Raw genomic sequence first — 23,206 nt, 5'->3', positions numbered from 1 at the left:
GCGTACATGCGTACTTCGCCCACCACGCCTACTCCGTGTTCGCCACGAACGCGGAAGGTGGCTCCCCGAACTGCTTGCGGAATGCCGTCGCATAGGCGCTATGGCTCTCGTAGCCGCTGGCCAGCGCCACCTGCGTGATCGGCATGCCTTTCATAAGCAGGGTCAGCGACGACATCAACCGCAGTTGCTGGCGCCACTTGCCGAAAGTCATGCCCGTTGCCTGCAGAAAGCGCCGGTGAAACGTCTTGTCCCCCATCGCCAGGCGGCTGGCCCAATCGGTCGCGGTGGCGGTATCGCCCGGCGCCTGCAGCAGCGCCTGGCAGACCCGGTGGATCGTCCCCGAGGCGTCATCGGCCGGCCATGGCAAATGGAACGGGAGGCGAGGTTGCGCGCACAATTCTTCTGCCAGGAGTGCCCCCAGAAGCTCCTGGTACCGCTCGGACCGCGGCGGGCTGCGGTTGTTCGTCAGCCCCAGGATCAACTCCCGCAGCAAGCCGGAAACGTGCATGACGCCATCGAAGGCCGGCAGACGGGCGCACGTGTCTTCCCGCATGAACAAGCCATGCGCCTGCAGCGCAACGGGGACGACCAGCCGGTGCTCGACATGCGGACGCAACCATACCGCCGCGGTCGGCGGCACCAGCCATTGGCCGCTGGCGGATTCCACGCGCAGCAGGCCACGGTCGGCGTAGATCAGGTGGCCGTGCGCATGTTTGTGCATGGGAACCACGTGTCCCCCTGCGTAGCGGACGGCCACACCGGAGACGGGCAGGCCGGAGGTCGGGTCGGCACTGCAGACAGGCGTATCGCCGCTTTCGGTTGGTGGAGGGAGATACATGCTTGGCAGTTTGTCCAAATCGATGAAATGGATGTCCGTATTTTTGTAGATGGACTGCGGCGGCAAGCCTATCATGAACACGATCCGTATCCCTGGTGAATTCCTCCCTATGCCTGTATTCGGTCATTCGCTACGCCGACTATCCGCGCTGACTCCCGGTCGGGGTCGGCGCGCGCACGTTCGCGCATTGACCCATCCTGATTCCCCCTGACCCCGACCGTCGTCAGCTTGTCTTGAGCAAGGGGAATCGGATGCCATCGGATTTCCCAGGAGCTTTCTCATGCTGACCGACCCTTCCCGCAAGTACCATCCCGCCCCCACGGTAGATCTCGCCGACCGTCGTTGGCCATCGCGCACGTTGACCCACGCCCCGGTCTGGTTGTCCACCGACCTGCGTGACGGCAATCAGGCGCTGTTCGAACCGATGAACCGCGAGCGCAAGCTGCGCCTGTTCGACGAACTGGTGCGCATCGGCTTCAAGGAGATCGAGGTCGGCTTTCCATCGGCCTCCCGCACCGATTTCGAGATCGTGCGGAACCTGATCGACGCCGGCAAGATCCCCGACGATGTCACGCCCATGGTCATCACGCAATTGCGCGACGACTTGATCGAGGAAACCGTGCGCAGCGTGGCCGGCGCGCGGCGCGTGATTGTCCACTTCTACAACGCCATCGCGCCCGCCTGGCGGCAGATCGTGTTCGGGATGAGCGTGGCGCAGATCATCGCCATGGTGGAGCATTACATAGACCTGTTCAAGCAGTTGACGGCCAGGCATCCGCAGACGCAGTGGGTGTTGCAGTACTCACCGGAGACCTTCTGCATGGCTGAGCTGGAGGTTTCACTGGCGGTCTGCAATGCTGCCATCCGCGCCTGGGACGCGGGGCCCGAACGGCCGATGATCATCAACCTGCCCACCACCGTCGAGGTGTCCACGCCCAATGTCTTTGCCGACCAGATCGAATGGATGGATCGGCGCCTGGAGCGGCGTGAACACCTGGTGTTGTCCGTGCATCCGCACAACGACCGCGGCACGGGCGTGGCGTGCGCCGAGCAGGCCTTGCTTGCCGGCGCACAGCGGGTCGAGGGCTGCCTGTTCGGAAATGGTGAACGTAGCGGCAACCTCGACGTGGTGACGCTGGCATTGAATCTCTATACGCAGGGCATCGCGCCAGGACTGGACTTCTCGGACATTGCCGCCGTGGCGCGTGTGGCCGAGGCCTGCACGGCACTGCCCATTCATCCGCGTCATCCCTACGTCGGTGACCTTGTGTTCACCGCGTTCTCCGGTTCGCACCAGGATGCCATCGCCAAGGGGTTTGCCGCGCAACAGCCCGACGCGCGCTGGCGCGTGCCGTACCTGCCCGTCGATCCCAAGGACCTGGGACGTACCTACGACAGCATCGTGCGCGTGAATAGCCAGTCGGGCAAGGGCGGCATCGCGTTCTTGCTGCAACGGGATCACGGCGTCGTGATGCCGCGTCGTATGCAAGTGGAATTCAGCGCCATCGTCCAGGCGCTGGCCGATGCCAGTGAGACCGAACTCAGCAGCGAGCAACTGTGGAATGTGTTCGAGCGGACGTACCTGGCGCCTCCCCGCGTGCAGCCCGGCTACATCTATCGCGGCCACCGATTGAGCGAGCACCCGCTGGGGCAAGGTATCACCCTGGAACTGGTTCGGGAGGATGGTCATGTCCAGACATTCGAAGGCGCGGGCAACGGTCCGATCGCCGCAGCAGTGGCGGCGCTGGGTTTGCCCCTGCGTATCGACAGCTACGAGGAGCGCAGCCTGGGCGCGGGGGCGGACGCCACGGCGCTGGCGATCGTGGAGGCCGCATGGCCAGGTGTGCCGGGGTCGCGGTTCGGTGTGGGCCGGCATGCCAACATCGCTACCGCATCGGTAATGGCCGTCTTGAGCGCGGCGTCGAGGTTCTCGGCCGACGCGGAGGCGGTCGGCTGAGAGGGGGCTGAATGGGGCCGGCTGACCAAGCCCAAGCAAAAAAGGGCGGGGCAAAAGGCGCTGCGGGCGTTATCCCGCGGCGCCTGAGCCTATGCCAATGCCAGCGTTGGCATCAATCCGTGGCAGGCGTAACCCTGAAGATGAACTCCAGTTCCACGGTTGCCCCCTTGGGCAATTGCGCGACGCCTACGGACGTGCGCGTGTGGGCGCCGTGCGGGCCCAGGACGGTGCGCAGCAACTGCGAGGCCGCGTCTGCCACTTCACTTTGCTGGGTGAAATCGGGCGCCGAGCGGATGAAGACACCGAGACGAGGGACGCTGATCACCGAATCCAGCGAGCCACAGATCTGCCTGACCAGCGCCAGCGCACGAATGGTACTGATGCACGCCCCGAAGCAGGCACGATCCAGCGCGACGTCCGCCCCGGCGGCGCCGACGACCGCGATGGCATCGCCTATGCGGGGGATCTGGCCGCTGACGTAGACGAGGTCGCCGTCGCGTAACGCAGGCGTGTAATCGCCGCCGATCTTGATCGGGGCGGTGAGGGAAAAGCCCAGGGCATGGGCCTGGTCTTCGAAACGGCGGTCTGCGGACATGGGAGGTGGCTCCGGTAGAAGCGTAATATCGCAACGCGCCTGGCGCGCCAGAAGCAGCAGATGAATAATGCCACGCTACGTCATGGCGCAGGCGGCATTTTTCCGGCGGCTTGGTCGGTCCGCTGTGCGATGGCATGGATCACCGCCACCATGTCCAGCGGTCCATGTCCCAGCGCTTCGGTTTCGCCATAGAGAGCGTGGCTCACGTCCAGCAGTGGCGACGCGATGCCTATCCCGCGAGCGGCTTCCGCCACCAAACGGCTGTTCTTCAAGACGTCCGTGATGGCCGCCTGCACGGAGAAATCCTGCTTCACCAGTTTGTCGATCTTGACGCGCGAAACGTCGCTGGCCATCGGGCCGGAATTCAAGGCTCGCGCGAACTGTGACAAGTCGATGCCATGGCACTGGGCGAAATGCGTGGCCTCGGCCAAGCCGGTGACCATGGTGATGAGGAACAGGTTCACGGCGAGCTTCATCGTCAGCGCGCCTGGGACATCCCCGCAGACGAGGCTGTCACGGCACATGGGCTTGATCAGCTCGCGGACCGCTTCGACCTGATCCGGTGCGCCTGCCACCATGGCGACGAGCTGGCCCGCTTCAGCTGGCTTGCGCGACCCTGAAACGGGCGCTTCGACATACTGGCCCTGACTGGCTTCGATGGCGTCGGCCAGCGCCCGGGAATATTCGGGAGAGGTGGTGCTCATATTGACGATCAACCGGTCCTCGACCCGACGGTCGAACAGGGGCGTGCCCCGGCCGAGAACCTCGTCGATCGCCGCCTCGTGCGCCAGCATCAGGAAGACGGTCTTGCAACTGGAGAACAAGGTGTCGGGACTCTCGGCCACCGTGGCACCAGCCTCGCGCAGCGTATCGTAGTGGGTGTTGGAGCGGCTCCAGACGGCGAGCGGCACGCCGCTGCGGGCCAGGTTGAGGGCCATTGGCGTTCCCATCACGCCCAGGCCAATGAATCCGATCGAGTTGTTCATGAGGTGAAGCTCCTGAAAGCTTGGAACCGGTCGACTTGGAGATTTGGCGCATGCGGCACCGCTCTGGAATACAGGTGCCAATGCCTGATTTCGTGTGCAACGGCGGCGATTGTAAATGCAATTAATCGCCTGTGTCCGCTTTATTTTGCTCCTGCCGGCGGCGTCTTGGGCGTGACAGCCGTGGTGCCCGCGTTTCGAAGAATGAACGTGGAAATTGTCCTTAGTACACCTTCAGCCAGAGGCAGGCCAGGATGCGAATAGGCTGCAAGGTTCTCGTCCCTCTCCTCGGTGTGAACGGTCTTGAGCACATGGTTCGCTTCGGCAATCATCGCCAGCTCAGCGCGTGGGTTTGCTTGCCGCAGCAGTTGTGCATCTTGCGGAGAAACCTGGATGTCCTTCGTACCCTGCACGATCAATACCGGCTTCATATAGTGTGCCAGCAGGCGCCGCGGGTAACCGTCAGCTCGCTCATCAGAAAACGCTGGACCGGCGGAGCGAACAACGGCAGCAATGCAGGATCGATCTTGCCGGACTCAACGGGCACGCCGGCGTCGAGCGATTGCAGCACCGACATCGCGTTGTCCAGGACAGGGGCATTCGCGGGATTCGATCGAAGCTGTTCCCTCAATTGTCGATACGCACCGATGCGATACCAGCGCGCAGCAGCCCGTTGGAAAGCAATTCGTAGGTGGAGGATTTCAGGCCCGCGGGGTTATTGCCGTTTCTGTCCGTCGGACCCGATCCGGGCAGGATGAGGACCACGGGAACGCCACTCGCGGCCGGGGAGAGCAGCGTACCCTGTAAGGGACCGGCGGGACCGGGCGCTTCGATAGTTGCCTGAATGATAGGCGACATGTTTGCCTCTGCTCAGGAATCAGTGGATGCCAGATGGTCTGCAAGTGAGCGAGCCGATGCGCTCATATCGTTGCTGGCGCGCGTACATACCGACAACCGGCGGGTGGCCCAGTCGTCGGCCAGTCGCAGCGTCGCAAGATCGGTACGCTGCTGGAAATCGAGGGCGGTGGTCTCCGGCACGATGCCCAGGCCGACACCCTTTGCGGCCATATGGCAAATACTCTCGAACGTCCGGGTGCGTATGCGGGTCTTGAGCCGGCCTCCTGCGATGAGCGCGCGGCCGTCCAGGTTGTCCTGCAGTGCGCCCTGTGCCAGTCCCACGAAATTTTCGTGAAGAATATCCGCGAAGAACACGTGTTCCAGGGTTGCCAAAGGGTGGCCCGGTGATGCCACCACGACCAATCGGTCGACGGCAAATGGGCGTAGATGCAGGCCTTCCGTGTTCACCGTGTCGGAGACGATGCCCACTTCCGTCAGCCCGGCCAGGATGGCCCGCACGACCTCCGAGCTTTGTCGCTCTTTAAGTTCGACGTCAATCTCGGGGTGCGCCGTCATCCAGGGCGCGAGGCGCGCCGGCAGATGTTCAGTGATCGCCGCGGTAGGCGCCATCAGCGGTACCACCGTCCTGCGCCCCTGGGCATACTCGTCAAGCTCGCTGCGCATTTGCGCCATCTGCCGCTGCACCAGGATGGCATGGTGGGCGAGCGCTTCGCCGGCGCTCGTGGGACTCACCCCGCGCCGGCTGCGATCGAGCAGCGTCACGCCGGTGGCGGTCTCCATGTCGCGCAGCCGCTGGCTGGCGGCAGGGAGGGAAAGGCCTGCCGCAGCCGCGCCGTGCGTGATGCTTCCTGCTTCCGTGACAGCGAGGAACAGGCGGAGGTCCATCAGGTCGAAACGCATGCCGCGGAAGATACCAGAGATCGTGGCTTTCAAGCAGCGGAAGGCTGACTGAAAGAAATCCGCATTGTGTGTCCTTGGGTATTTTCCGATGATTGCGGCCCGATCCGCTTGAACTCAGACAGGTGCGTGTACGGTGCCAGATGCCAGCAATGTAAGCCCGGAATTTTCTTCTCGTCAGCGCGTTGCGGCGGCGGCAGCCATCATGCTGGGGATATTGATGGGATCGCTCGACAGTTCAATCGTGAACATCGCGCTTCCAACCATGGCCACGGCGTTGAAAGTGGAGGAGGCGTCTGTCGTCTGGGTGGCCAACAGCTATCAGGTGGCCAGCGCGGTCTGCATGCTGGTCTTCGCTGCGCTGGCTGGCCAGCTTGGCCGGCGGCGCGTGTTCGGAGCGGGGGTGATTGTCTTCACGCTATCTTCGCTGGGCTGTGCGGTAGCCACATCGATCGGTACCCTGGTGGCGATGCGCGCGTTGCAGGGTATCGGCTATGCGGCGATGGTGACGGTGGGCCTCGGCTTGTACAGGACGATTTTCCCGCCAAGGCTGTTAAGTACCGTGCTAGGCTGGAATGCGCTGGTCGTGTCGTTTGGCATGTCGGCGGGCCCCGCGCTCGGTGGCGTGATCATTCTGTATTTGTCATGGCCTTGGCTGTTTCTCATCAACCTGCCTCTTGGTCTCCTGGCCATCTTCTATACCTATCGGAACTTGCCGCCTGACCGTGGCAGCGGCAAGGGCTTCGATGTCCCTGGCGCCTTGCTGTCAGCCGCGGTCCTGGGCGGCCTGGTAGTCGGCGTGGACCAGTTGGGAAGCTGGAGCCGCGCGGCGGTCGTCACCAATTTCCTGGCGATGGCGCTGCTTGCCTTGGTGTGGGTGTATTGGCAAAGGCGGGCGAGGACACCGCTCGTGCCCCTCGACATCTTCCGTTCCAGCCGATTCTCGATGGCGGTGCTTTCTTCCTTGTGCATGTTCACGGCCCAGGGGCTGGCAATCGTGGCGTTGCCCTTCGTGCTGCAGCACCGTTACGGCTACAGCGTCCTGGAGTCGGCCCTGGTTTTTACACCCTGGCCTCTCGCCGTCGTGATGGTCGCCCCGGTGGCGGGCAAGCTCGCGGCAAGGGTAAGCGGAACGTTGCTCTCGTCAGCCGGGGTGATCCTGATGTCGATCGGGCTTGCCGCTATAGCAGTCCTGCCGGCCCAGGCCGCGCTGATTTCCATCCTCTGGCGCGTTGCGGTGTGCGGGATCGGCTATGGACTATTCCTGCCTCCAAACAACAGCGAAATCTTGAGCAATGTGCCGGCGCCGCTGTCGTCAATCGGCTCGGGCGTGCTGTCGACCGCGAAGACCATAGGCCAGTCCCTGGGCGCCGCGCTGGTAGCGGCGACCTTGGCGATTGTGCCGGGCAGCGGCGCATACGATACGGCGTTTACCCGGCTGTCCTTCCTGATCGCATCCACGGTCGCAATGGTATCGGCGCTGGTCAGCATCGCCCGAATCCACCGGTAGGCATCCACCTAATTGGCCGCCAACTGCCGTTTCATTATCAGCTCATGCCAGAGCTTCGATTCAGTGTCGATGGTCTGCGCCAACCGTTGCGGCGTATCAGGAGTGGCGACGCAACCCTGTGCTTCCAGGGTCTGTTTCGTTTCCGGGTTGGCCAAGGCGGTCGCGATGTCGTGCTGAATTTTGTCCAGCACGGCCTGTGGCGTGCGGGCGGGTGCCACCACCGAGAACCAGCCGTAGGTTTGCAGCTGGGGATAGCCCGCCTCGACGACAGTCGGGACGTCCGGCAGCATCTTGGCGCGGGTCTTATCCGTTACCGCGAGCGCACGGATTTTCCCGCTCGATACCAGCGGCGCCAGCCCCGCGATATTGCCCACCACGAAATCGATATGGCCCGCCATCAAGTCGGCGTAGGCGGCCGCCTCGCCCTTGTACGGCACATGGACGACCTTGATATCCGTCGCATCGGCCAGCTTCTCCGCGGCCATGTGTACCTGGCTGCCGACGCCGGCCGAGCCGAAATTCACCTTGCCGGGATGCTGTTTGGCATAGTCGATCAGCTCCTTGACGTTGTGTACTGGCAAGTTCGTGCGAACCGCGACGACCATGGGCCCCGTCGCCACATTGCTGACCAGCGCGAAATCCTTGAGCTTGTAAGGGATGGTGGCGTAGAGAGAAGGATTGACCGTAAACATCGATCCAGTCGCAAATAGCAGGGTATAGCCGTCGGCTTCCGCATGGGCGACATACTCGGCGCCCACGATGCCCGCCGCGCCGGGCTTGTTCTCCACCACCACGCTTTGCTTCCACATCGTTCCCAGGCGCATCGCCAATGCGCGCCCGATGTTGTCGGTCGCCCCGCCCGCAACGAAAGGCACGATCAGTTTTACAGGCTTGTCGGGCCAGCCGGCAGCCTGGGCGTGGGCACCGAGAGTGGCGAACACCGTCGCCACGGCCCCACAGGCCAGGGCATGCAGTGCCTTGCGCCGGCCACGGCACTGACGGGTGTCACGCGTTGCCGCAACGCGGGAAGGAAAGGGCGAACAGCAAGGGGAGGGTGAGCGCATTGTGTCTCCTGGATGACAGGCGTCGGGCGGCACGCTTGCGGACAAGCAACGCCGCCGTGCCGCGAACAGCGTGGGCTCAGTTCAGCTCCAGATTGAGCTTCTTGCCGAGCGTCGTATAAAAGGCGACCTGGTCCGCGACGTACTTGCGGGTGTCGTCCGCGCTCAGCACGTTGGGCACGGAGCCGACACGTCGCACCGCGGACAGCCAATCCTGGTTGGTTTTCATCGCCACCAAGGCCTTGGCCCATCTGGCCTTGACGTCGGCGGGAAGTCCGGGCGGTCCATATAAGGCACTCCACCCATTGACTGATTCAAGCTGGGGATAGTGCAGTTCTCGCGCCGTAGGCACATCGGGTAGATCGGGCAGGCGTTGCGGGGATGTGGTGACCAGCGCTCGCAAGGTGCCTCCCTTGATCGGTCCGACCAGGGAAATCACGTTGTTGCATGAAAAATCGACTTCACCGGCCAGTAGCGCCGTGGTCGCGTCGGCGCCGCCCTTGTAAGGAATCTCGGTAGCGCCGGCCTTAGGCAGGCCCGCGGCGGAAAGCAGGGTCTGGGAGGCAAGGTTCAAGACCGTCGCGGGGCCCGACGTGCTGTAGTTCAGCTTGCCGGGGCGGCCCTTGAGATCGCTTACCAGATCATCGAGTGTGTGGTACCTGGATTTTGAATTCACCACACAGGCCATGGGATTGAGTTCCAGCAGGCCAATGAAAGTGAAGTCATCCCATTTATAGGTGAGACCCTTTTGCAGGGCGGGGAGCACGGCCTGCGATCCCACGCGTGCCAGCAGCAGGGTGTACCCGTCAGGCGCCGCATCGTGAACGTACTGCGAGCCGATGGCGCCATTGGCGCCGCCTTTATTCAACACGACCATCGTGCCGCCCAGGGCGTCACGGACGTGCGCGGCCAGGTTCCTGGCGGCGATGTCGGAGTCGCCGCCCGCCGTGAACGGCGCGACCAGCGTGATGGGGTGGTTCGGGTACGGGTCTGCCGCACAGGCAGCGCCACTTGCCATCATGAGCATGGCGATGGTCACGAGATCGGGCACGTCATACCAGGGCTTGGGCAGTGGAAGACAGGAAATGCCCAGGCGGCGGAAGAAGGCGGAAAGCAGGGATGAAGAACGGCCGTGCGGTCGACGCATGTTTGTCTCCAATCGTTGTGCATCGACAGCGCGTGGATGGTGTCGACGATTTTTTTCGCAGAGTATTGGTGATTGAATCCCCTTTGCAAAGCGAGTATTTTTCGGCGTGAGACAAAGGAACACTTTACGGTCCGGGACATCGAGAGGCCACACGATCGCTTGCGCAAGCACGGCGTCGATCAGTTCGCCGCGCTGCGTCATTGCGCAGATCTGCGAATAACAAGGGGGGACGGGCATGCCGTCGATTCGTACGCTGAAGACGTTCCTTGCTGTGGCGCGGCATGGCTCATTTGCCGCCGCGGGCAAGAACGTAGGGCTTACCGCCGCAGCCGTCGGCCTGCAGATTCGCGCGCTCGAAGAAGACCTGCGCTGCCAGCTGTTCGATCGCAGTGCGCGGGCAGTCGTCCTGAATCCTTCGGCGCGCAAGCTCCTGCCGCAGATCCAGGAGTTGGTCAGGGGCTATGAGGGCTTGTCGGAGCAATCGAGTCCGGAAGACCTGGGCGGGTCCGTCGTGATGGGCGCCCTGGTATCGGCCTTGATGGGCGCGTTTTCCGATGCCTTGTGGAGTATCAAGCACGACTATCCCCGGCTGGATGTGCGTCTCTACGCGGGGCTGTCGGCGCATTTCGCCACGCAGGTCGAGGCAGGGGAACTGGACGCGGCGGTGGTCACCCGGCCGCCCCGATCCTTGCCCGTGTCCATGGTGTGGACCCCGCTCTACAGCGAACCCCTGGTGCTCATCGTGCCCAGGCAGCCCCACTTCCTGCTAATGGATGACCCGCTCCATATCCTTCGGACCGCACCCTTTTTGCGCTTTGACCATGGCACCTGGACGGGCAGTCTGGTCGATGAAGCGATCAAGCAATGCGGCGTCGACATCACGGTCAGCATGGAGTTGAATTCGGTCGAGGCCATCGTCGCGCTGGTGCGGCAGGGCCTGGGCGTTTCCATCGTGCCGCGGCTGGCCAACGTCGCGTGGGACGAAGACAGCACCTTGAAGGTGATCAGCGTGCCGGGCGTCCACGTCTGTCGCGACGTGGGCCTGCTGGAACGGCGGCAGCACGCCCGTACCCGGTTCACGGAAGCGGTCAAGGCGTACTTCGCGCAAGAGAGCGGCGGGACAGGGGGAAATGAAGCGCCGAAGGGAGCCCCGAAGTCCAGCCCCCGAAATGCCGCCCAGCGATGAAAGCTCGAATTAAGCTAAGAAAAAATGTATTAAAAAAAGCTTGATTCAAAAAACAACGATCAATAAACTGACGCCATTCTGCCCTGTGGGTGATCGACGGCATCGCGGTGTCGCGTGCTGTCCCGATGGAGTGTGGCGACATGTCCTCTCGTTCAGGAGCGCATCTTGTCACCGACGCGTTGGTACGCGCCGGCGTCAAGACGGTCTTCAGTCTGTCCGGCAATCAGATCATGCCGATCTACGATGCCTGTATCGATGCGGGGATACGCATCGTGCACGTGCGCCACGAAGCGGCCGCCGTGCATATGGCCGATGCCTGGGCGCAATTGACGGGGCAGATCGGTGTCGCCCTGCTGACGGCCGCGCCAGGTCTGACCAACGGGCTGTCGCCGCTGTTTTCGGCACGTAGCGCGGAGAGTCCCGTGCTGCTGCTGTCGGGCGATTCCCCCTTGGCGGCCGATGGCATGGGTGCGTTCCAGGAATTGGCGCAGACGGACATCACCGCGCCTCTGGTGAAAGCCAGCCTGCGGCCACGCCGCGCGGCTGAGCTGCAGAGCGATGTCTGTGCGGCGATTACCGTGGCGCTGTCGGGCCGGCCCGGGCCGGTCCATGTTGCGCTGCCTTTCGACCTGCTGCAGCAGGCCGTTCCCGAAGATCAGATCATCCAGGGGAATGCGCCAGCCCGCAAAACCGTGAAGCCGGCGCAAGCCGACGTGACGGCCATCGCGCAGCAGCTTGCGCAAGCCGCGCGGCCCTTGATCCTGGCCGGCCCGATGCACAACGAAAGCCGCGCGGCGTCGCGCTTGAAGGCGCTGCGGGAAGCATTGGGTGTGCCGGTAGTGCCCATGGAAAGCCCGCGTGGTCTGCGCGATCCGATGCTGGGGGCTTTTGCCAGCGTGCTCGCGCAGGCGGATCTGGTCCTGCTGGTGGGCAAGCCGCTCGACTTCACCTTGGATTTTGGCCGGGCGCCCACCTGGAATGCAGAGACACCGGTGCTGGTGGTCGACCCGGAACAGCATCTGCTGGACCGCGCGCGTAATCTCCTGGGCACCCGGTTGACGGTCTCGGTGCGTGCCGATGCGGATGCGATGCTGGATGCGTTGACGACCGCGGCGGCCGGCGGGCTGGGACAGCGCGGCCGGGAGTGGGGTGCGACGGTCGACGCCGCACTGGCCATGCGTACGCTCAAGCCGGGTAGCGTCAAGTCCGGCGATGGGCAGGCGGGCGCTGCCTTGCCGACGGAAATCTGTGCGGCGGTGCAAAAAGTCCTGGATACGTCCGCGGATCCCATCCTGATCTGCGATGGCGGGGAATTCGGCCAGTGGGCCCAGGCCTTCTGCCATGCGCCTACGCGATTGATCAACGGCGTTTCTGGCGCCATCGGCGGCGGGCTTTGCTATGCCGTGGCGGCGAGCCTGGCGCGGCCCGAGGCCACCATCGTGGCGCTGATGGGCGATGGGACGGTGGGCTTTCATTTCACGGAATTCGAGACGGCCATCCGCGAGAACGCCCGTTTCATGGCCGTGGTGGGCAATGACTCGCGCTGGAACGCCGAGCACGTCATCCAGATGCGCGAGTACGGCCCCGAGCGGCTCATCGGCTGCAGCCTCAGTCCGTCCGTGCGCTATGACCTGGCCGTGGCCGGCTTCGGCGCGCATGGCGCCTATGTGAAGGCGCCGGCCGACCTGGGCCTCGCGCTCGAACAGGCGGGGCAGGCGCGCCGGGCCGCCTGCATCAACATCGAATTGAACGGACAGGCGGCACCCGCTTACGACGTCGCGGTGGCTGCGCCCGGCGCGCACTGACCGCGATCGGCGCTTAGCTCCCACAGGAGATAGCAGGATGGAGACAACAAAGAGTGCGTCTTTCACGGCGCAGGACGGCGCACGTCCCGTCGCCCAGGGCAAGACCTTGAAAGTCAGGATCTGGCGGGGGACGGAGGAGGGGGGATTCGCCTCCTATGAAGTGCCCTGGCGCGAGAACCAGACGGTGCTGGACGTCGTAACCGAGATACAGCGCCGGATCGAGCCGGACCTGTCTTACCGCTTCTCCTGTCGCGTGGGCGTATGCGGCTCCTGTGCGATGACAGTCAACGGCAAGCCGCGCTGGACCTGTCGCAGTCACGTAAGCAACGTGCAGCAGGATGGCGTCATCGAAATCGAGCCCTTGCGCAATATGCCGCGCATCAAGGATCTCGTCGTGGACATGACGGAGTTCTTCGACAAATGGCAGAAAGCAGGCGGACGCTTCGTGGGAACCGCTACCCGCGAAGATCCGCCCGCGCGGGTGGATCCGACGAGCCGCAAGCGCAAGCTCGCGGATGCGGCCATCGAATGCATCAATTGCGGTGTCTGCTACGCCGCCTGCGACGTGGTCAGTTGGAACAAGGATTATCTGGGCCCGGCGGCGCTGAATCGTGCCTGGACGCTGGTCAACGACGAGCGCCATGGCGACATACGAGGCACGATCAAGCAGGCGACCGCGGATGGCGGCTGCAACTCCTGCCATACCCAGGGCAGCTGCATGACCCATTGCCCAGTCAGCCTGAGCCCGACGGGCAGTATCGCGGGGCTGAAAAAACGGGCATTGCTGGATTTCTTCAAAGGGGATTGAGCGATGGATAACCGGCTTTTCGTCCTGCAGCGCCTGACGGCAATGGTGATGGCGCCGTTCGTCCTGATCCATCTGGGCCTCATCCTGTACGCGGTGCGCGGCGGCCTGCGGGCCGAAGACATCCTGCATCGCACTCAAGGGAACTGGTTCTGGCTGGCGTTCTATGGCGTGTTCGTGGTGGCGGCCGCCATTCACGCGCCCATAGGCGTGCGCAACATCCTGATCGAGTGGTTCCGCATGCCGCGAGGTGCGGCGGGGAAGCTCTGTGCCGTCTTTGGCGTCGTGCTGTTCTGCCTGGGCGCGCGTGCCGTGGTTGCGGTGGGGGGCTGGATGTCATGAAACCAGTGCGCAATCACAAGGCCTATTGGGCCTTCATCGGGCATCGGGTATCGGGCCTGGCGCTGGCGGTGTTCCTGCCTTTCCACTTCCTTGCGCTCGGCCTGGCATTGGAAGGGGCGGCGCCGCTGGACGGCTTTCTGAAATTCGCCGAGTTGCCCTTGGTGAAAGTGGCCGAATGGGGGCTGGTGATATTCCTCGGCCTGCATCTGGCCTTCGGGATCAGGCTGCTGGTCCTGGAGTTCTTCCCTTGGCGCGCGACCAATGATGCGCGGCTGAGTTGGGTGGGATGGGGCACGGGCCTGGCGATGCTGGTCGGCGTCGTGTTCTTGATGGGAGTGTTCTGAATATGCATATCGAACGAAGCAAGACGGACATCCTCATTCTTGGTTCAGGCGGCGCGGGCCTGTTTGCCGCGCTGCACGCGCGCCAGGCGGACCCCACGCTGGACGTGACGGTGGCGGTCAAGGGCCTGATCGGTAAGAGCGGCTGTACGCGCATGGTCCAGGGCGGCTACAACGTGGCGCTGGCCAAGGGCGATTCCATCGAGCGGCACTTCATGGACACGATCGCGGGCGGCAAATGGCTGCCGCGCCAGGACCTGGCATGGCGCCTGGTAGTGGGCGCAATCGAAAGAGTGCAGGAACTGGAAAACGAGATCGGCTGCTTCTTCGACCGCAATCCCGACGGCACCCTGCACCAGAAAGCGTTCGCCGGACAGAGCTTCGACCGCACCGTGCACAAATCGGACCTGACGGGTATCGAGATCATCAACCGCTTGATGGAGCAGGTCCGCGCGGCGGGTGTCCACCGTCTGGAAGAGCACCGCGCCATCGAGCTGGTGCCCGCGCGCGACGGATCGGGCATCGCGGGCGTGCTGTTCATCGACATGCGTAGCGGCGGCTATCGCTTCGTGCAGGCCAAGGCGGTGCTCCTGGCCACGGGCGCGGGGCCGACGATGTACCTCTATCACACGCCGTCGGGCGAAAAAACCTGCGATGGCCTGGCCATGGCCTTGCGCTACGGCCTGAAGCTGCGCGATATGGAAATGGTGCAGTTCCACCCGACCGGGCTGCTGGGCGGGCCCGATACCCGCATGACGGGGACGGTGTTGGAAGAAGGCCTGCGCGGGGCGGGCGGCTTCCTGCTCAATGGCGCGCAGGAGCGCTTCATGAGCAAGTACGACGCGCGCGGAGAACGCGCCACCCGGGACATCGTCAGCCGCGCCATTTACGCGGAAATGCGTGCCGGAAACACCTCGCCCATGGGCGGCGTCTACATCCAGATGGCGCACCTGGGTCCCGAGAAAGTCGCCAAGAGCTTCCCCGGGATGGTGAAGCGCTGCGCCGATTGCGGCTTCGACCTGGCAGCCGGGCTGGTGGAGGTGGTGCCTACGGCGCACTATCTGATGGGGGGCGTCGAGTTCGACGTGGACTGCACGACGGCTTCGCCGGGCCTGTATGCCGCGGGCGAGGATTGCGGCGGCGTGCACGGGGCCAACCGCCTGGGGGGCAACGGCGTCGCCAACTCCACGGTCTTCGGCGGCATCGCGGGCGACTCCATGGCGGCGGCGGTCAGGGCGGGCGCGCCCTGGCGCGATGCCGACGAGCGCGTGATCGAGCAGGGCATCGCCCGTGCCGAATATCCCTTTTCCCGGCAACAGGCCGTCTCGCTGCCGCTACGCGAAGAACTTTCGCGGACGATGTGGGACAAGATCGGCATCTTGCGCACCCGCGACAGCGTGCAGGCCGGCCTGGCCGCCGTGGCGGGTCACCGCGCCGCCTTGCGCCAGATCGGCGTCAGGGATGGCGACCGGCGCTTCAATCTCAGCTGGCACGACTGGCTGAACCTGGAAAGCCTGCTGACGATATCGGAAGTCATCGGGACCGCGGCCCTTGCCCGCGACGACAGCCGGGGCGCGCATTTCCGCGAGGATTTCCCGGAAACGGCGGACCTGATGGGCAGCCGCTACACACGCGTGTCGCAGGACGGCGAGCAGCTTCGATTGGAACTGGTCCCGGTCTCCTTCGACATCGTCAAGCCCGGCGAGTCCTTGATCGAAGACGAGGCAGGCGCGCCACCGGTGGTTCAGACGGCCACCGCGGCATAAGGCTAAGGACATTTGGGAGACAGGCATATGGCCATCAAGATCGACACGATAGAGGCGGCGGCCTACGAGATCATGTCTCGTGCCGCCATCGAGATTCCAGAGGACTACGAGAACGGCATCCGTGACATGCAGAAGGTGGAGCAGGGCAAGCTGTCGCGCTTCGTCCTGCACGCCATGGTGGAAAACTGGGATGCCGCCGAGAAGGATCGCCGGCCGATGTGCGCCGACACGGGCCTGCCGCGTTACTACGTCAAGGTGGGTAACCAGGCCAGCGTGCAGACGGGTTTCGTCGGGGTGGAGCGCGCCTTGCGTTCCGCGACGGCGCGCGCCACGCTCGACGTGCCCTTGCGGCCGAACCGCGTGCATCCGCTGTGGCGCACTGAACATAACAACAACGTCGGCATCAACGCGCCGGAAATCGAATGGACCTTCGAACCGGACGCGGACTGGATCGATATCACCACCGTTCACAAAGGCGGGCTGTTCGGTACGGACTACCGCATGCTGTTCCCCGGTGACGGCATCGACGGCATCAAGCGCTTCGTGCTCGACGGCCTGATCGCCTTCGGCAAGCGCGGGTTGGCGTGCCAGCCTGCCATTGTCGGCGTGGGCATCGGCGGTTCCAAGGACACCTGTATGGTGCTGGGCAAGCAGGCGGCCTGCCTGCGCACGGTGGGAGACCGCAATCCGGATCCGCGCATCGCGGAGCTGGAACTGGAACTGAAGAAAATGGGCAATTCGATAGGCATGGGCGCCATGGGTTTCGTGGGATCGTCCATGGTGGTGGATTGCCATATCGAAGTGGGCTACACCCACACCGGCGGCATGCCCGTCAGCATGCATACCTTCTGCCTGTCGTCGCGGCGTGCCACGGCGCGCATACATGCCGATGGGCGTATCGAATATCGCACCGATCCTCAATGGTTCACGCCGTACATGCGCAGGGAGACAGTCGAATGGACGACCGAAACGACAGCGACGATCTGAAAGTATTCCGCATAGACCTTCCCGCCCGGGACGAAGACATACAGCGCCTGGAGATCGGCGCCGTCGTCTACATGACGGGCACCGTCTACACCGCGCGCGAGGGCGTGTACCAGAAGGTGCTGGGCGATGGCGTGCAACTGCCCCTGGACCTGAAGGCGGTCAGCAACGTCAATTTCCACTGTTCGCCGGCGGCGGCGCCGGACGGCAAGGGCGGCTACAAGGTGGGGGCGGTGACCGCCACGGCCAGCTTCCGTTTCTCCAAATGGATGGATGCGTGGCTGGAGATGACGGGCACGCGCATCGTGATCGGCAAGGGGGGCATGCCCCATGACGACTACGCGCGGGTCATGGTGCCCCATGGCGCGGTCTATCTCACCACCGTCGGCTACGGCACCGGTGCGCTGCTGGGGCGGGGCATCGTCCGGGTGCGAGAGGTCCACTGGCTGGATGAACTGGGCATCGCGCAGGCGATGTGGGTATTCGACGTCAAGGACTTCGGCCCCTTCATCGTGGAAAGCGACGCAGCGGGCAATTCGCTGTTCCAGCTGCACGGTGAGCAGGTCAATGCCGGTATCGATGCCCTGTACGCCGGGCTCAAGCCGCCTGCCTTGCATCGCTACGGCGAAACCGACGATCGCAAGAAGGAGGTCATGTAATGGGCATCATCGACTTTCGGTTGCGCCCGCCGGTGCTGGGCTTCCTGGATACGCTGATGTATAACGCCGGCGAGCGCCGGGATGGCTTTACGCGCACCGTGGGTTTCGAACCTTCCTTGGCGGCCCAGCAGCAGTCGATGGAACTGCTGCTCAAGGAGATGGACGATGCGGATATCGAACATGGCGTGGTGGTCGGGCGACGTGCCGGCATGCTGGGCAGCGTTTCGAATGACGATGTGCTGCATATCATGCAGACCCATGGCAAGCGCTTCATCGGGGCGGCGTCCATCGATCCGACCTCGCGTCGGGGCGCGTGCGACACCATCGACCAGGCTATCGAGCAAGGTTTCAAACTGGTGAACATCGAGCCAGGTGCGTACCCCGTGCCCATGTATGCCGACGATCGCCGCCTGTATCCGATCTACGCGCACTGCGAGGACCGTGGCGTGCCCATCATCCTGATGGTGGGCGGCACCGCGGGTCCGGACCTGAGCTATTCGGATCCGATACGGACCGATCGCATGCTGGCGGATTTTCCCCTGCTGAAAGTCGTGGTGGCGCATGGGGGCTGGCCCTGGGTCAACGAGATCCTGCATGTCGCGTTTCGTCGGCCCAATCTCTATCTTTCTCCCGACATGTACTTTTCGCGCATGCCGGGCTGGGAAGCGTATGTCAAAGCGGCCGATTCCTTCCTGGCGGACCGGATGCTGTATGCGAGTTCGTTCCCGTTTTGTCCGGTAAAAGGGTATCGGGACTGGTTCGAGACCCTGCCGATACGGCCGGAGAATCGGCGCAAGCTGATGCGGGAGAATGCGCGGGCGCTGCTGGGTCTGTAGCAGTCTACAATTCCCGCTCAACCGGCGCGCGCCAGTGCCAGTGCGCGCGCGTCTTCTGGGAAGCTCGATGGACGTCAAGACCCTATACACCCTCGTGGCGATTGCCGATCGTGGAAGTTTTGCCGAGGCCGGCAAGGCCATCGGCCTTACGCTGTCGGCGGTCAGCATGCAGATCCGGGCGCTGGAAGAGGAGCTGGGGACGGTTTTATTCGATCGGACGCGGCGTCCACCGGTTTTGACCGACAGCGGCCTGCGCCTTATCGACGGCGCCCGTGACCTGATTGCGCACTGGGAAAGCCTGAGCGACAGTCTCAAGAGAGAGGTGTCGGGTGGTGTGCTGAAGCTGGGCGCCGTGCATACTTCCGTGTCGGGGTGGCTGCCGCTGGCGTTGCGGCGCTTGCAGAAGCAGGGCCAGGGCATCGAGATCCGCCTGACCACGGGCCTGACCCACGAACTGGAGAACGAAGTGCTGCGCGGGCAACTCGACGCGGCGGTGGTCACCGAGCCTGAGCTGAGCCGGGGCGAGTTGGTGTTTCATCCGTTCTTTGCGGAGGCCATGGTGGTCATCGCGCACAAGACGGCCGTGGGCGATACGGACCAGGCCTTGCTGGAAAACAATCCCTATGTTCGCTTCAACCGCATGGCGCGGGTCGGGCGCATGGTGAGTGCCGAGATCGAGCGGCGCGGCCTGGAAGTGCAGTCGGCCATGGAAATCGACTCCATCGAAGGTGTGATCGCGATGGTCGCCAATGGCCTGGGTGTATCCGTGGTGCCCAATCGGGGCGTGGCGAATGAATTCCCGCCCAGCATACGCAGCGTACCTTTCGGCGATCCTCCGCTCATGCGCCGCCTGGGGCTCTTGATGCCCCGCGAAAACCCGCGCGCGCACCTGTCCCTGTCGCTGCTGGGGGCGCTTGAAGAGGTCAGTAAGCCCAAGGCGCGGAAGATTGCGTAGGGTGAGCGGTGTTTATTACGATGCGCAGCTGCTGCCGGCAGCGGCCGAAGCTCATGCCGAATCCAGACCGCGCTGCGCGGCCGCACTATCCAAAGCCCGCCCTCGACCTCGCCGCTGACCGCACCCCGTTCGACCAGGAGCAGTTGGCCCTTGGCATGGCGATGAGCCGTCCTCTCGATGCCCTCGATAGACCGTACGGAGTAGCCGTAGGTGATCCTGGGCAAGTTGACGACGGGACAGCACGCGATGTCGATCAGCGTGCGGTGGATTGATCACGCTTGCCAAGCGCGACCGGCTGCCGGCCGTCAGTACCTTGCGTGACATGGTGCGCACTGTCCTGGCTGGATCAGTGACGTACCGTTCAGGCACCTGAACGTCTGGCTTGCGTCAGCGCCCAGCGTCTGCCTGCCGGGAAACCTTTCGGGAGCAGGCCGGTCGAAGCTCTACAACTACCCGAAGGAAGGCCAGTAATGAATTTGCCGATCAAGAACGCGCTGTTTCCCTTAAATCGTCACCAGATGGCGGCCTTTGTTGGCGCGTTTGCGCTGTGTGCCGCGGTGAACGCACCTGCCCTGGCCGCGAGCCCTTCAGCGGCCGAGCCGGTTTATGGCCCGATGTTGGAGGGATTTACCTATCCGCATCCTGTTCAGCGCTTCGAATTCGCGTCCCAGCGGCAGACGCTGCGGATGGCTTATATGGATATCGCACCCGCGCAAGGGAAGGGTAATGGCCAGACCGCGGTCCTGCTTCACGGCAAGAATTTCTGCGGCGCGACGTGGGAAACCACCATCCAGGCACTGCACGGTGCCGGGTATCGCGTGGTTGCACCCGACCAGATCGGGTTCTGCAAGTCCAGCAAGCCGCAGGCTTATCAGTTTTCCTTCGATCAGCTGGCGTTGAATACGAATGACCTTCTGAAGTCTTTGCATATCGATAAAGCTATTCTCGTCGGCCACTCGACCGGCGGAATGCTGGCCATACGTTACGCACTCAATTATCCGGACCACGTCGCGAAACTTGTGTTGGTCGACCCCATCGGGTTGGAGGACTGGCGCGCGAAGGGCGTCCCCGCTGTCTCCGTGGACCAGTGGTACAAGCGTGAACTGGGCACCACCGCTGACCGGATCCGCAACTACGAGCGAAATACCTACTTTGCCGGAACCTGGAACGAGAAGTACGAGCCTTGGGTGCAAATGCTGGCGGGCATGTATCGTGGTGCGGGGAAACAGGCTGTCGCCTGGAATTCAGCGCTGCTTTACGACATGATCCTGACGCAGCCGGTTTATTACGATCTGCCCAGGTTGAAGGTGCCCACGACCTTGATCATCGGCGACAAGGACAATACGGCCATTGGCAAGGAATATGCGCCCGAGGCGCTTCGTTCCAGCCTGGGCAACTATCCGCAACTGGGCAAGGCGGCGGCAGCCGCGATCCCCAATGCACGTCTGATCGAGTTCCCCGACGCTGGCCATTCGCCGCAGATGCAATATCCGGAGCAGTTCAATTCGACGTTGCTCAAGGATCTGGCTTCATAGCCCCACCCCCGCAGCCACATTCTCAACCAGAGCCGCTGATATGTCTTACCCGCCTGCCGTGCAAGAAGCCCAACATCGTGTCACCCCATTACGTCTGTGGCCAGGTATCTGCGCTGTGGCATTTATCGCGCACTCAACTATCGCCTTCGCGGCTGACGTCTCCGCACAAGTACGCGTAGGTGCGCAAGCGCGTACCTTTTCGGTACATGTCCCCGACCGGGCGCCGCCCGCTGGCGGATATCCTTTGATTCTGGCGTTCCACGGCGGCGGTATGCAGGGCGAGGGCATGCGCAGGCTGACGCATCTGGATGACGTGGCGGATGCGCGCGATGTCGTGGTGATCTATCCGGACGGTGTGGGCAGGCATTGGAACGACGGCCGTTCAACCATAAAGAATCCCCAGGACGACGTCCGTTTCATTACGGCGATCATCGATCGCGCCCAGCACGATTACCACGTCAACCCTCACCAGGTCTATGCAACGGGCATTTCCAATGGTGCGCTGTTTGCCGAGCGGCTTGGTTGCGATTTGTCGGAGCGCATCGGTGGCATCGCCGCCGTTGCGGGAACAATGCCCGTGGACATCGCAGCGCGGTGCCGGCCTTCTCATCCGGTGGCGGTTTTGCAGATTGATGGCAACGCGGATCCGATCATGCCCTTCGAAGGCGGTGCCGTCGCGGATTTCGGTGGTGCTGGCGAGGGGGGGCAAGTGCTCTCGGTGGCCGCGACGGTCGCCTCCTGGGCGCAACGAAATGGCTGTGCCCGCGCCGAGCCCGCACAGTTACTGGCGCCAGTCGCGGCTCTTGACCGTACCCGCGTCTCCCGGACGGACTACGCCGGATGCGCGGCCGGCGCCCCGGTTACGGCATATACCGTGCTGGGCGGCGGTCACACATGGCCGGGAGGACCACAGTATGCACGGCCCCGCATCGTCGGGTGGGCCAGCATGCAGCTCGATGCGAGCAGCACGATAGTCGATTTCTTCCTGGCGCAGACGCCTCGCGCACGGTAGCCATGAAAAACGGGAAAGCAGCAGGCTGGGCGAGCAGCCACCCGAGCACGGCACATCCGCCGGTGATAAACGTCACCACGATGTTCGCAACTACGAGCGGATCATGCGGAATCCGACCTTACATATTCGATCCGGTGCCGTCCGTTGTTCTTGGCCGTATATAGCTGTTGATCCACGGCCTTGACGAAGGCGGCGCGCTCCGCCTGTTCACCCGGCACCACCGTGCCCGCACCGATGCTCATGGTGACGCGCCGGCCATGCGGTGACAGGGCATGCACGATGGCTTTCTTATCGAGCAAGCGCTGGCAGCGCTCGGCAACCTTCATGGCCACCTCGGCATCGGCCTCGGGCAGCAGCACGACAAACTCTTCACCGCCGTAGCGCGCCACCAGATCGCGCGGGCCGTCCAGGGCCAGGCTCAGCGTCTGGGCGATCTCGATGAGGCATTGGTCGCCCTGGGAATGACCATATAAGTCGTTGTATTGCTTGAAGAAATCGACGTCCAGCAGTAGCAGGGACAGCGGCTTGCCCTCGGTGCGGGCACGGTCCCATTCCAGTTCGAAACTGCTATCGAAGCGACGGCGGTTGGCGATATTCGTCAGGCCATCCCGGAAGGACAGGTCTTCCAGCTCTTTCTGCAGGCTCAGCAACTTCTCTTCGGTTTTCTTGCGTTCGGTGATGTCGAACATGAAGCCGACCAGCGCTTCGGCTTCGCCGCTGGCATTGCGTACCACGTGCACCACGTCGCGTATCCACACATACCCGTTTTCCTTGGTCAGCGCCCGGTAATCCGCCTCATGGTCCGCGCCGGCCTGGGATTGGGACACACAGAAATTCACCACATACTCGCGATCCTCCGGATGCATACGCATGGCCCAGTCTTCCACGCTCACCCAGCTATCGACGCTCCAGCCCAGCAAGGCCTCGATCTGGGGGCCGATATACGTGAACTTCATCGTGGCCCAATCGAGCCTCCAGGGAATCGCCTTGGTCGATTCCAGCAAGGTGCGGTATACCGCGTTGTCATCAAGCGGGCTGACGTCGGACATACGCGATTTCTCCTCATCCATGGTGGCGAGCCACTTTAGCCTGAAATTGTGTACATCTGATAGCGATGCGATCGTCCTTACGTCT

At 63.4% G+C, this 23,206-nt stretch carries 24 protein-coding genes; 14 read left to right on the top strand and 10 right to left on the bottom strand.

The window, feature by feature from the left end; genetic code table 11:
* Nucleotides 1-28 precede the first annotated feature (28 nt).
* Complete coding sequence (locus CEY05_RS07850) at nucleotides 29-904, bottom strand: helix-turn-helix transcriptional regulator (RefSeq protein WP_369825900.1); 876 nt, start codon at nucleotides 902-904, stop codon at nucleotides 29-31.
* Between the two features lie 214 nt (nucleotides 905-1,118).
* Between CEY05_RS07850 and CEY05_RS07845 the strand changes: the two genes are divergently transcribed.
* On the top strand, nucleotides 1,119-2,795 hold the full coding sequence (locus CEY05_RS07845) for a 2-isopropylmalate synthase (RefSeq protein ID WP_088597946.1): 1,677 nt from the start codon (nucleotides 1,119-1,121) through the stop codon (nucleotides 2,793-2,795).
* A gap of 112 nt (nucleotides 2,796-2,907) precedes the next feature.
* On the opposite strand, the gene CEY05_RS07840 is transcribed toward CEY05_RS07845, so the two are convergent.
* From CEY05_RS07840 to CEY05_RS07825, 6 genes are all read right to left on the bottom strand, one after another.
* A complete protein-coding gene (locus tag CEY05_RS07840) occupies nucleotides 2,908-3,390 on the bottom strand; it encodes a RidA family protein (RefSeq protein WP_088597945.1) in 483 nt (160 codons plus the stop codon).
* Nucleotides 3,391-3,470: 80 nt separating this feature from the next.
* Complete coding sequence (locus CEY05_RS07835) at nucleotides 3,471-4,457, bottom strand: NAD(P)-dependent oxidoreductase (RefSeq protein ID WP_255407753.1); 987 nt, start codon at nucleotides 4,455-4,457, stop codon at nucleotides 3,471-3,473.
* 59 nt (nucleotides 4,458-4,516) lie between these two features.
* Nucleotides 4,517-4,804: an alpha/beta fold hydrolase gene (locus CEY05_RS31690; RefSeq protein ID WP_233161423.1), complete on the bottom strand. Its 288-nt coding sequence runs from the start codon at nucleotides 4,802-4,804 to the stop codon at nucleotides 4,517-4,519.
* Nucleotides 4,801-4,950: a hypothetical protein gene (locus CEY05_RS31685; protein WP_233161422.1), complete on the bottom strand. Its 150-nt coding sequence runs from the start codon at nucleotides 4,948-4,950 to the stop codon at nucleotides 4,801-4,803. The genes CEY05_RS31690 and CEY05_RS31685 overlap by 4 nt, the downstream gene beginning before the upstream one ends.
* Nucleotides 4,951-5,000: 50 nt before the next feature.
* Nucleotides 5,001-5,231: a hypothetical protein gene (locus CEY05_RS31680; protein WP_233161421.1), complete on the bottom strand. Its 231-nt coding sequence runs from the start codon at nucleotides 5,229-5,231 to the stop codon at nucleotides 5,001-5,003.
* Nucleotides 5,232-5,243: 12 nt separating this feature from the next.
* A complete protein-coding gene (locus tag CEY05_RS07825; protein WP_198952720.1) occupies nucleotides 5,244-6,164 on the bottom strand; it encodes a LysR family transcriptional regulator in 921 nt (306 codons plus the stop codon).
* A 100-nt stretch (nucleotides 6,165-6,264) separates the two neighbouring features.
* On the opposite strand from CEY05_RS07825, the gene CEY05_RS07820 reads away from it, so the two are divergent.
* Nucleotides 6,265-7,638, top strand: a complete 1,374-nt coding sequence (locus CEY05_RS07820; RefSeq protein WP_233161420.1) for an MFS transporter — start codon at nucleotides 6,265-6,267, stop codon at nucleotides 7,636-7,638.
* Nucleotides 7,639-7,646: 8 nt separating this feature from the next.
* Here CEY05_RS07820 and CEY05_RS07815 read toward each other — a convergent pair whose 3' ends face one another.
* Nucleotides 7,647-8,702: a tripartite tricarboxylate transporter substrate binding protein gene (locus tag CEY05_RS07815; protein WP_088597941.1), complete on the bottom strand. Its 1,056-nt coding sequence runs from the start codon at nucleotides 8,700-8,702 to the stop codon at nucleotides 7,647-7,649.
* 76 nt (nucleotides 8,703-8,778) lie between these two features.
* Nucleotides 8,779-9,846: a tripartite tricarboxylate transporter substrate binding protein gene (locus tag CEY05_RS07810; protein WP_088597940.1), complete on the bottom strand. Its 1,068-nt coding sequence runs from the start codon at nucleotides 9,844-9,846 to the stop codon at nucleotides 8,779-8,781.
* Nucleotides 9,847-10,081: 235 nt separating this feature from the next.
* Between CEY05_RS07810 and CEY05_RS07805 the strand changes: the two genes are divergently transcribed.
* The 12 genes from CEY05_RS07805 (at nucleotide 10,082) to CEY05_RS07750 (ending at nucleotide 22,072) form a co-directional block, all read left to right on the top strand.
* The gene (locus CEY05_RS07805) at nucleotides 10,082-11,032 is read left to right on the top strand and encodes a LysR family transcriptional regulator (protein WP_088597939.1); all 951 of its coding nucleotides are present in this window, start codon (nucleotides 10,082-10,084) and stop codon (nucleotides 11,030-11,032) included.
* A gap of 140 nt (nucleotides 11,033-11,172) precedes the next feature.
* Complete coding sequence (locus CEY05_RS07800; protein WP_088597938.1) at nucleotides 11,173-12,837, top strand: thiamine pyrophosphate-binding protein; 1,665 nt, start codon at nucleotides 11,173-11,175, stop codon at nucleotides 12,835-12,837.
* A gap of 37 nt (nucleotides 12,838-12,874) precedes the next feature.
* On the top strand, nucleotides 12,875-13,645 hold the full coding sequence (locus tag CEY05_RS07795; protein WP_088597937.1) for a succinate dehydrogenase/fumarate reductase iron-sulfur subunit: 771 nt from the start codon (nucleotides 12,875-12,877) through the stop codon (nucleotides 13,643-13,645).
* A gap of 3 nt (nucleotides 13,646-13,648) precedes the next feature.
* The gene (locus CEY05_RS07790; RefSeq protein ID WP_088597936.1) at nucleotides 13,649-13,984 is read left to right on the top strand and encodes a succinate dehydrogenase; all 336 of its coding nucleotides are present in this window, start codon (nucleotides 13,649-13,651) and stop codon (nucleotides 13,982-13,984) included.
* A complete protein-coding gene (gene sdhC, locus CEY05_RS07785) occupies nucleotides 13,981-14,328 on the top strand; it encodes a succinate dehydrogenase, cytochrome b556 subunit (RefSeq protein WP_088597935.1) in 348 nt (115 codons plus the stop codon). The genes CEY05_RS07790 and sdhC overlap by 4 nt, the downstream gene beginning before the upstream one ends.
* Before the next feature lie 2 nt (nucleotides 14,329-14,330).
* Nucleotides 14,331-16,091 (top strand): L-aspartate oxidase, encoded by a 1,761-nt coding sequence (locus CEY05_RS07780; RefSeq protein ID WP_088597934.1) that lies wholly within the window; start codon nucleotides 14,331-14,333, stop codon nucleotides 16,089-16,091.
* A gap of 27 nt (nucleotides 16,092-16,118) precedes the next feature.
* Nucleotides 16,119-17,078, top strand: a complete 960-nt coding sequence (locus CEY05_RS07775; protein WP_088597933.1) for a fumarate hydratase — start codon at nucleotides 16,119-16,121, stop codon at nucleotides 17,076-17,078.
* The gene (locus CEY05_RS07770) at nucleotides 17,048-17,734 is read left to right on the top strand and encodes a fumarate hydratase C-terminal domain-containing protein (RefSeq protein WP_088597932.1); all 687 of its coding nucleotides are present in this window, start codon (nucleotides 17,048-17,050) and stop codon (nucleotides 17,732-17,734) included. The genes CEY05_RS07775 and CEY05_RS07770 overlap by 31 nt, the downstream gene beginning before the upstream one ends.
* A complete protein-coding gene (locus CEY05_RS07765) occupies nucleotides 17,734-18,570 on the top strand; it encodes an amidohydrolase family protein (protein ID WP_088597931.1) in 837 nt (278 codons plus the stop codon). Before CEY05_RS07770 ends, CEY05_RS07765 begins: the two co-directional genes overlap by 1 nt.
* 67 nt (nucleotides 18,571-18,637) lie before the next feature.
* Complete coding sequence (locus CEY05_RS07760; protein WP_088597930.1) at nucleotides 18,638-19,525, top strand: LysR family transcriptional regulator; 888 nt, start codon at nucleotides 18,638-18,640, stop codon at nucleotides 19,523-19,525.
* 470 nt (nucleotides 19,526-19,995) lie between these two features.
* On the top strand, nucleotides 19,996-21,060 hold the full coding sequence (locus CEY05_RS07755) for an alpha/beta fold hydrolase (protein ID WP_369825899.1): 1,065 nt from the start codon (nucleotides 19,996-19,998) through the stop codon (nucleotides 21,058-21,060).
* 244 nt (nucleotides 21,061-21,304) lie between these two features.
* Complete coding sequence (locus CEY05_RS07750; RefSeq protein ID WP_088597929.1) at nucleotides 21,305-22,072, top strand: PHB depolymerase family esterase; 768 nt, start codon at nucleotides 21,305-21,307, stop codon at nucleotides 22,070-22,072.
* A 101-nt stretch (nucleotides 22,073-22,173) separates the two neighbouring features.
* On the opposite strand, the gene CEY05_RS07745 is transcribed toward CEY05_RS07750, so the two are convergent.
* Entirely contained in the window at nucleotides 22,174-23,121 is a 948-nt protein-coding gene (locus CEY05_RS07745; protein WP_088597928.1) for a sensor domain-containing diguanylate cyclase, read from the bottom strand.
* Between the last annotated feature and the right edge of the window lie 85 nt (nucleotides 23,122-23,206).

It is taken from the genome of Achromobacter sp. HZ34, from assembly GCF_002209485.1.
GTDB lineage: Bacteria > Pseudomonadota > Gammaproteobacteria > Burkholderiales > Burkholderiaceae_B > Bordetella_C.
Note: the sequence above shows the minus strand (reverse complement) of the source record. Positions and strands in the feature narration are given on the sequence as shown.

What these genes read in the sequence shown, in the direction of transcription:
- CEY05_RS07845 (WP_088597946.1), top strand. Translation starts at nt 1,119, where the DNA reads ATGCTGACCGACCCTTCCCGCAAGTACCATCCCGCCCCCACGGTAGAT.
- CEY05_RS07840 (WP_088597945.1), bottom strand. Translation starts at nt 3,390, where the DNA reads ATGTCCGCAGACCGCCGTTTCGAAGACCAGGCCCATGCCCTGGGCTTT.
- CEY05_RS31690 (WP_233161423.1), bottom strand. Translation starts at nt 4,804, where the DNA reads ATGAAGCCGGTATTGATCGTGCAGGGTACGAAGGACATCCAGGTTTCT.
- CEY05_RS31685 (WP_233161422.1), bottom strand. Translation starts at nt 4,950, where the DNA reads ATGTCGGTGCTGCAATCGCTCGACGCCGGCGTGCCCGTTGAGTCCGGC.
- CEY05_RS31680 (WP_233161421.1), bottom strand. Translation starts at nt 5,231, where the DNA reads ATGTCGCCTATCATTCAGGCAACTATCGAAGCGCCCGGTCCCGCCGGT.
- CEY05_RS07815 (WP_088597941.1), bottom strand. Translation starts at nt 8,702, where the DNA reads ATGCGCTCACCCTCCCCTTGCTGTTCGCCCTTTCCTTCCCGCGTTGCG.
- CEY05_RS07810 (WP_088597940.1), bottom strand. Translation starts at nt 9,846, where the DNA reads ATGCGTCGACCGCACGGCCGTTCTTCATCCCTGCTTTCCGCCTTCTTC.
- CEY05_RS07805 (WP_088597939.1), top strand. Translation starts at nt 10,082, where the DNA reads ATGCCGTCGATTCGTACGCTGAAGACGTTCCTTGCTGTGGCGCGGCAT.
- CEY05_RS07800 (WP_088597938.1), top strand. Translation starts at nt 11,173, where the DNA reads ATGTCCTCTCGTTCAGGAGCGCATCTTGTCACCGACGCGTTGGTACGC.
- CEY05_RS07795 (WP_088597937.1), top strand. Translation starts at nt 12,875, where the DNA reads ATGGAGACAACAAAGAGTGCGTCTTTCACGGCGCAGGACGGCGCACGT.
- CEY05_RS07790 (WP_088597936.1), top strand. Translation starts at nt 13,649, where the DNA reads ATGGATAACCGGCTTTTCGTCCTGCAGCGCCTGACGGCAATGGTGATG.
- sdhC (WP_088597935.1), top strand. Translation starts at nt 13,981, where the DNA reads ATGAAACCAGTGCGCAATCACAAGGCCTATTGGGCCTTCATCGGGCAT.
- CEY05_RS07780 (WP_088597934.1), top strand. Translation starts at nt 14,331, where the DNA reads ATGCATATCGAACGAAGCAAGACGGACATCCTCATTCTTGGTTCAGGC.
- CEY05_RS07775 (WP_088597933.1), top strand. Translation starts at nt 16,119, where the DNA reads ATGGCCATCAAGATCGACACGATAGAGGCGGCGGCCTACGAGATCATG.
- CEY05_RS07770 (WP_088597932.1), top strand. Translation starts at nt 17,048, where the DNA reads ATGGACGACCGAAACGACAGCGACGATCTGAAAGTATTCCGCATAGAC.
- CEY05_RS07765 (WP_088597931.1), top strand. Translation starts at nt 17,734, where the DNA reads ATGGGCATCATCGACTTTCGGTTGCGCCCGCCGGTGCTGGGCTTCCTG.
- CEY05_RS07760 (WP_088597930.1), top strand. Translation starts at nt 18,638, where the DNA reads ATGGACGTCAAGACCCTATACACCCTCGTGGCGATTGCCGATCGTGGA.
- CEY05_RS07755 (WP_369825899.1), top strand. Translation starts at nt 19,996, where the DNA reads ATGAATTTGCCGATCAAGAACGCGCTGTTTCCCTTAAATCGTCACCAG.
- CEY05_RS07745 (WP_088597928.1), bottom strand. Translation starts at nt 23,121, where the DNA reads ATGTCCGACGTCAGCCCGCTTGATGACAACGCGGTATACCGCACCTTG.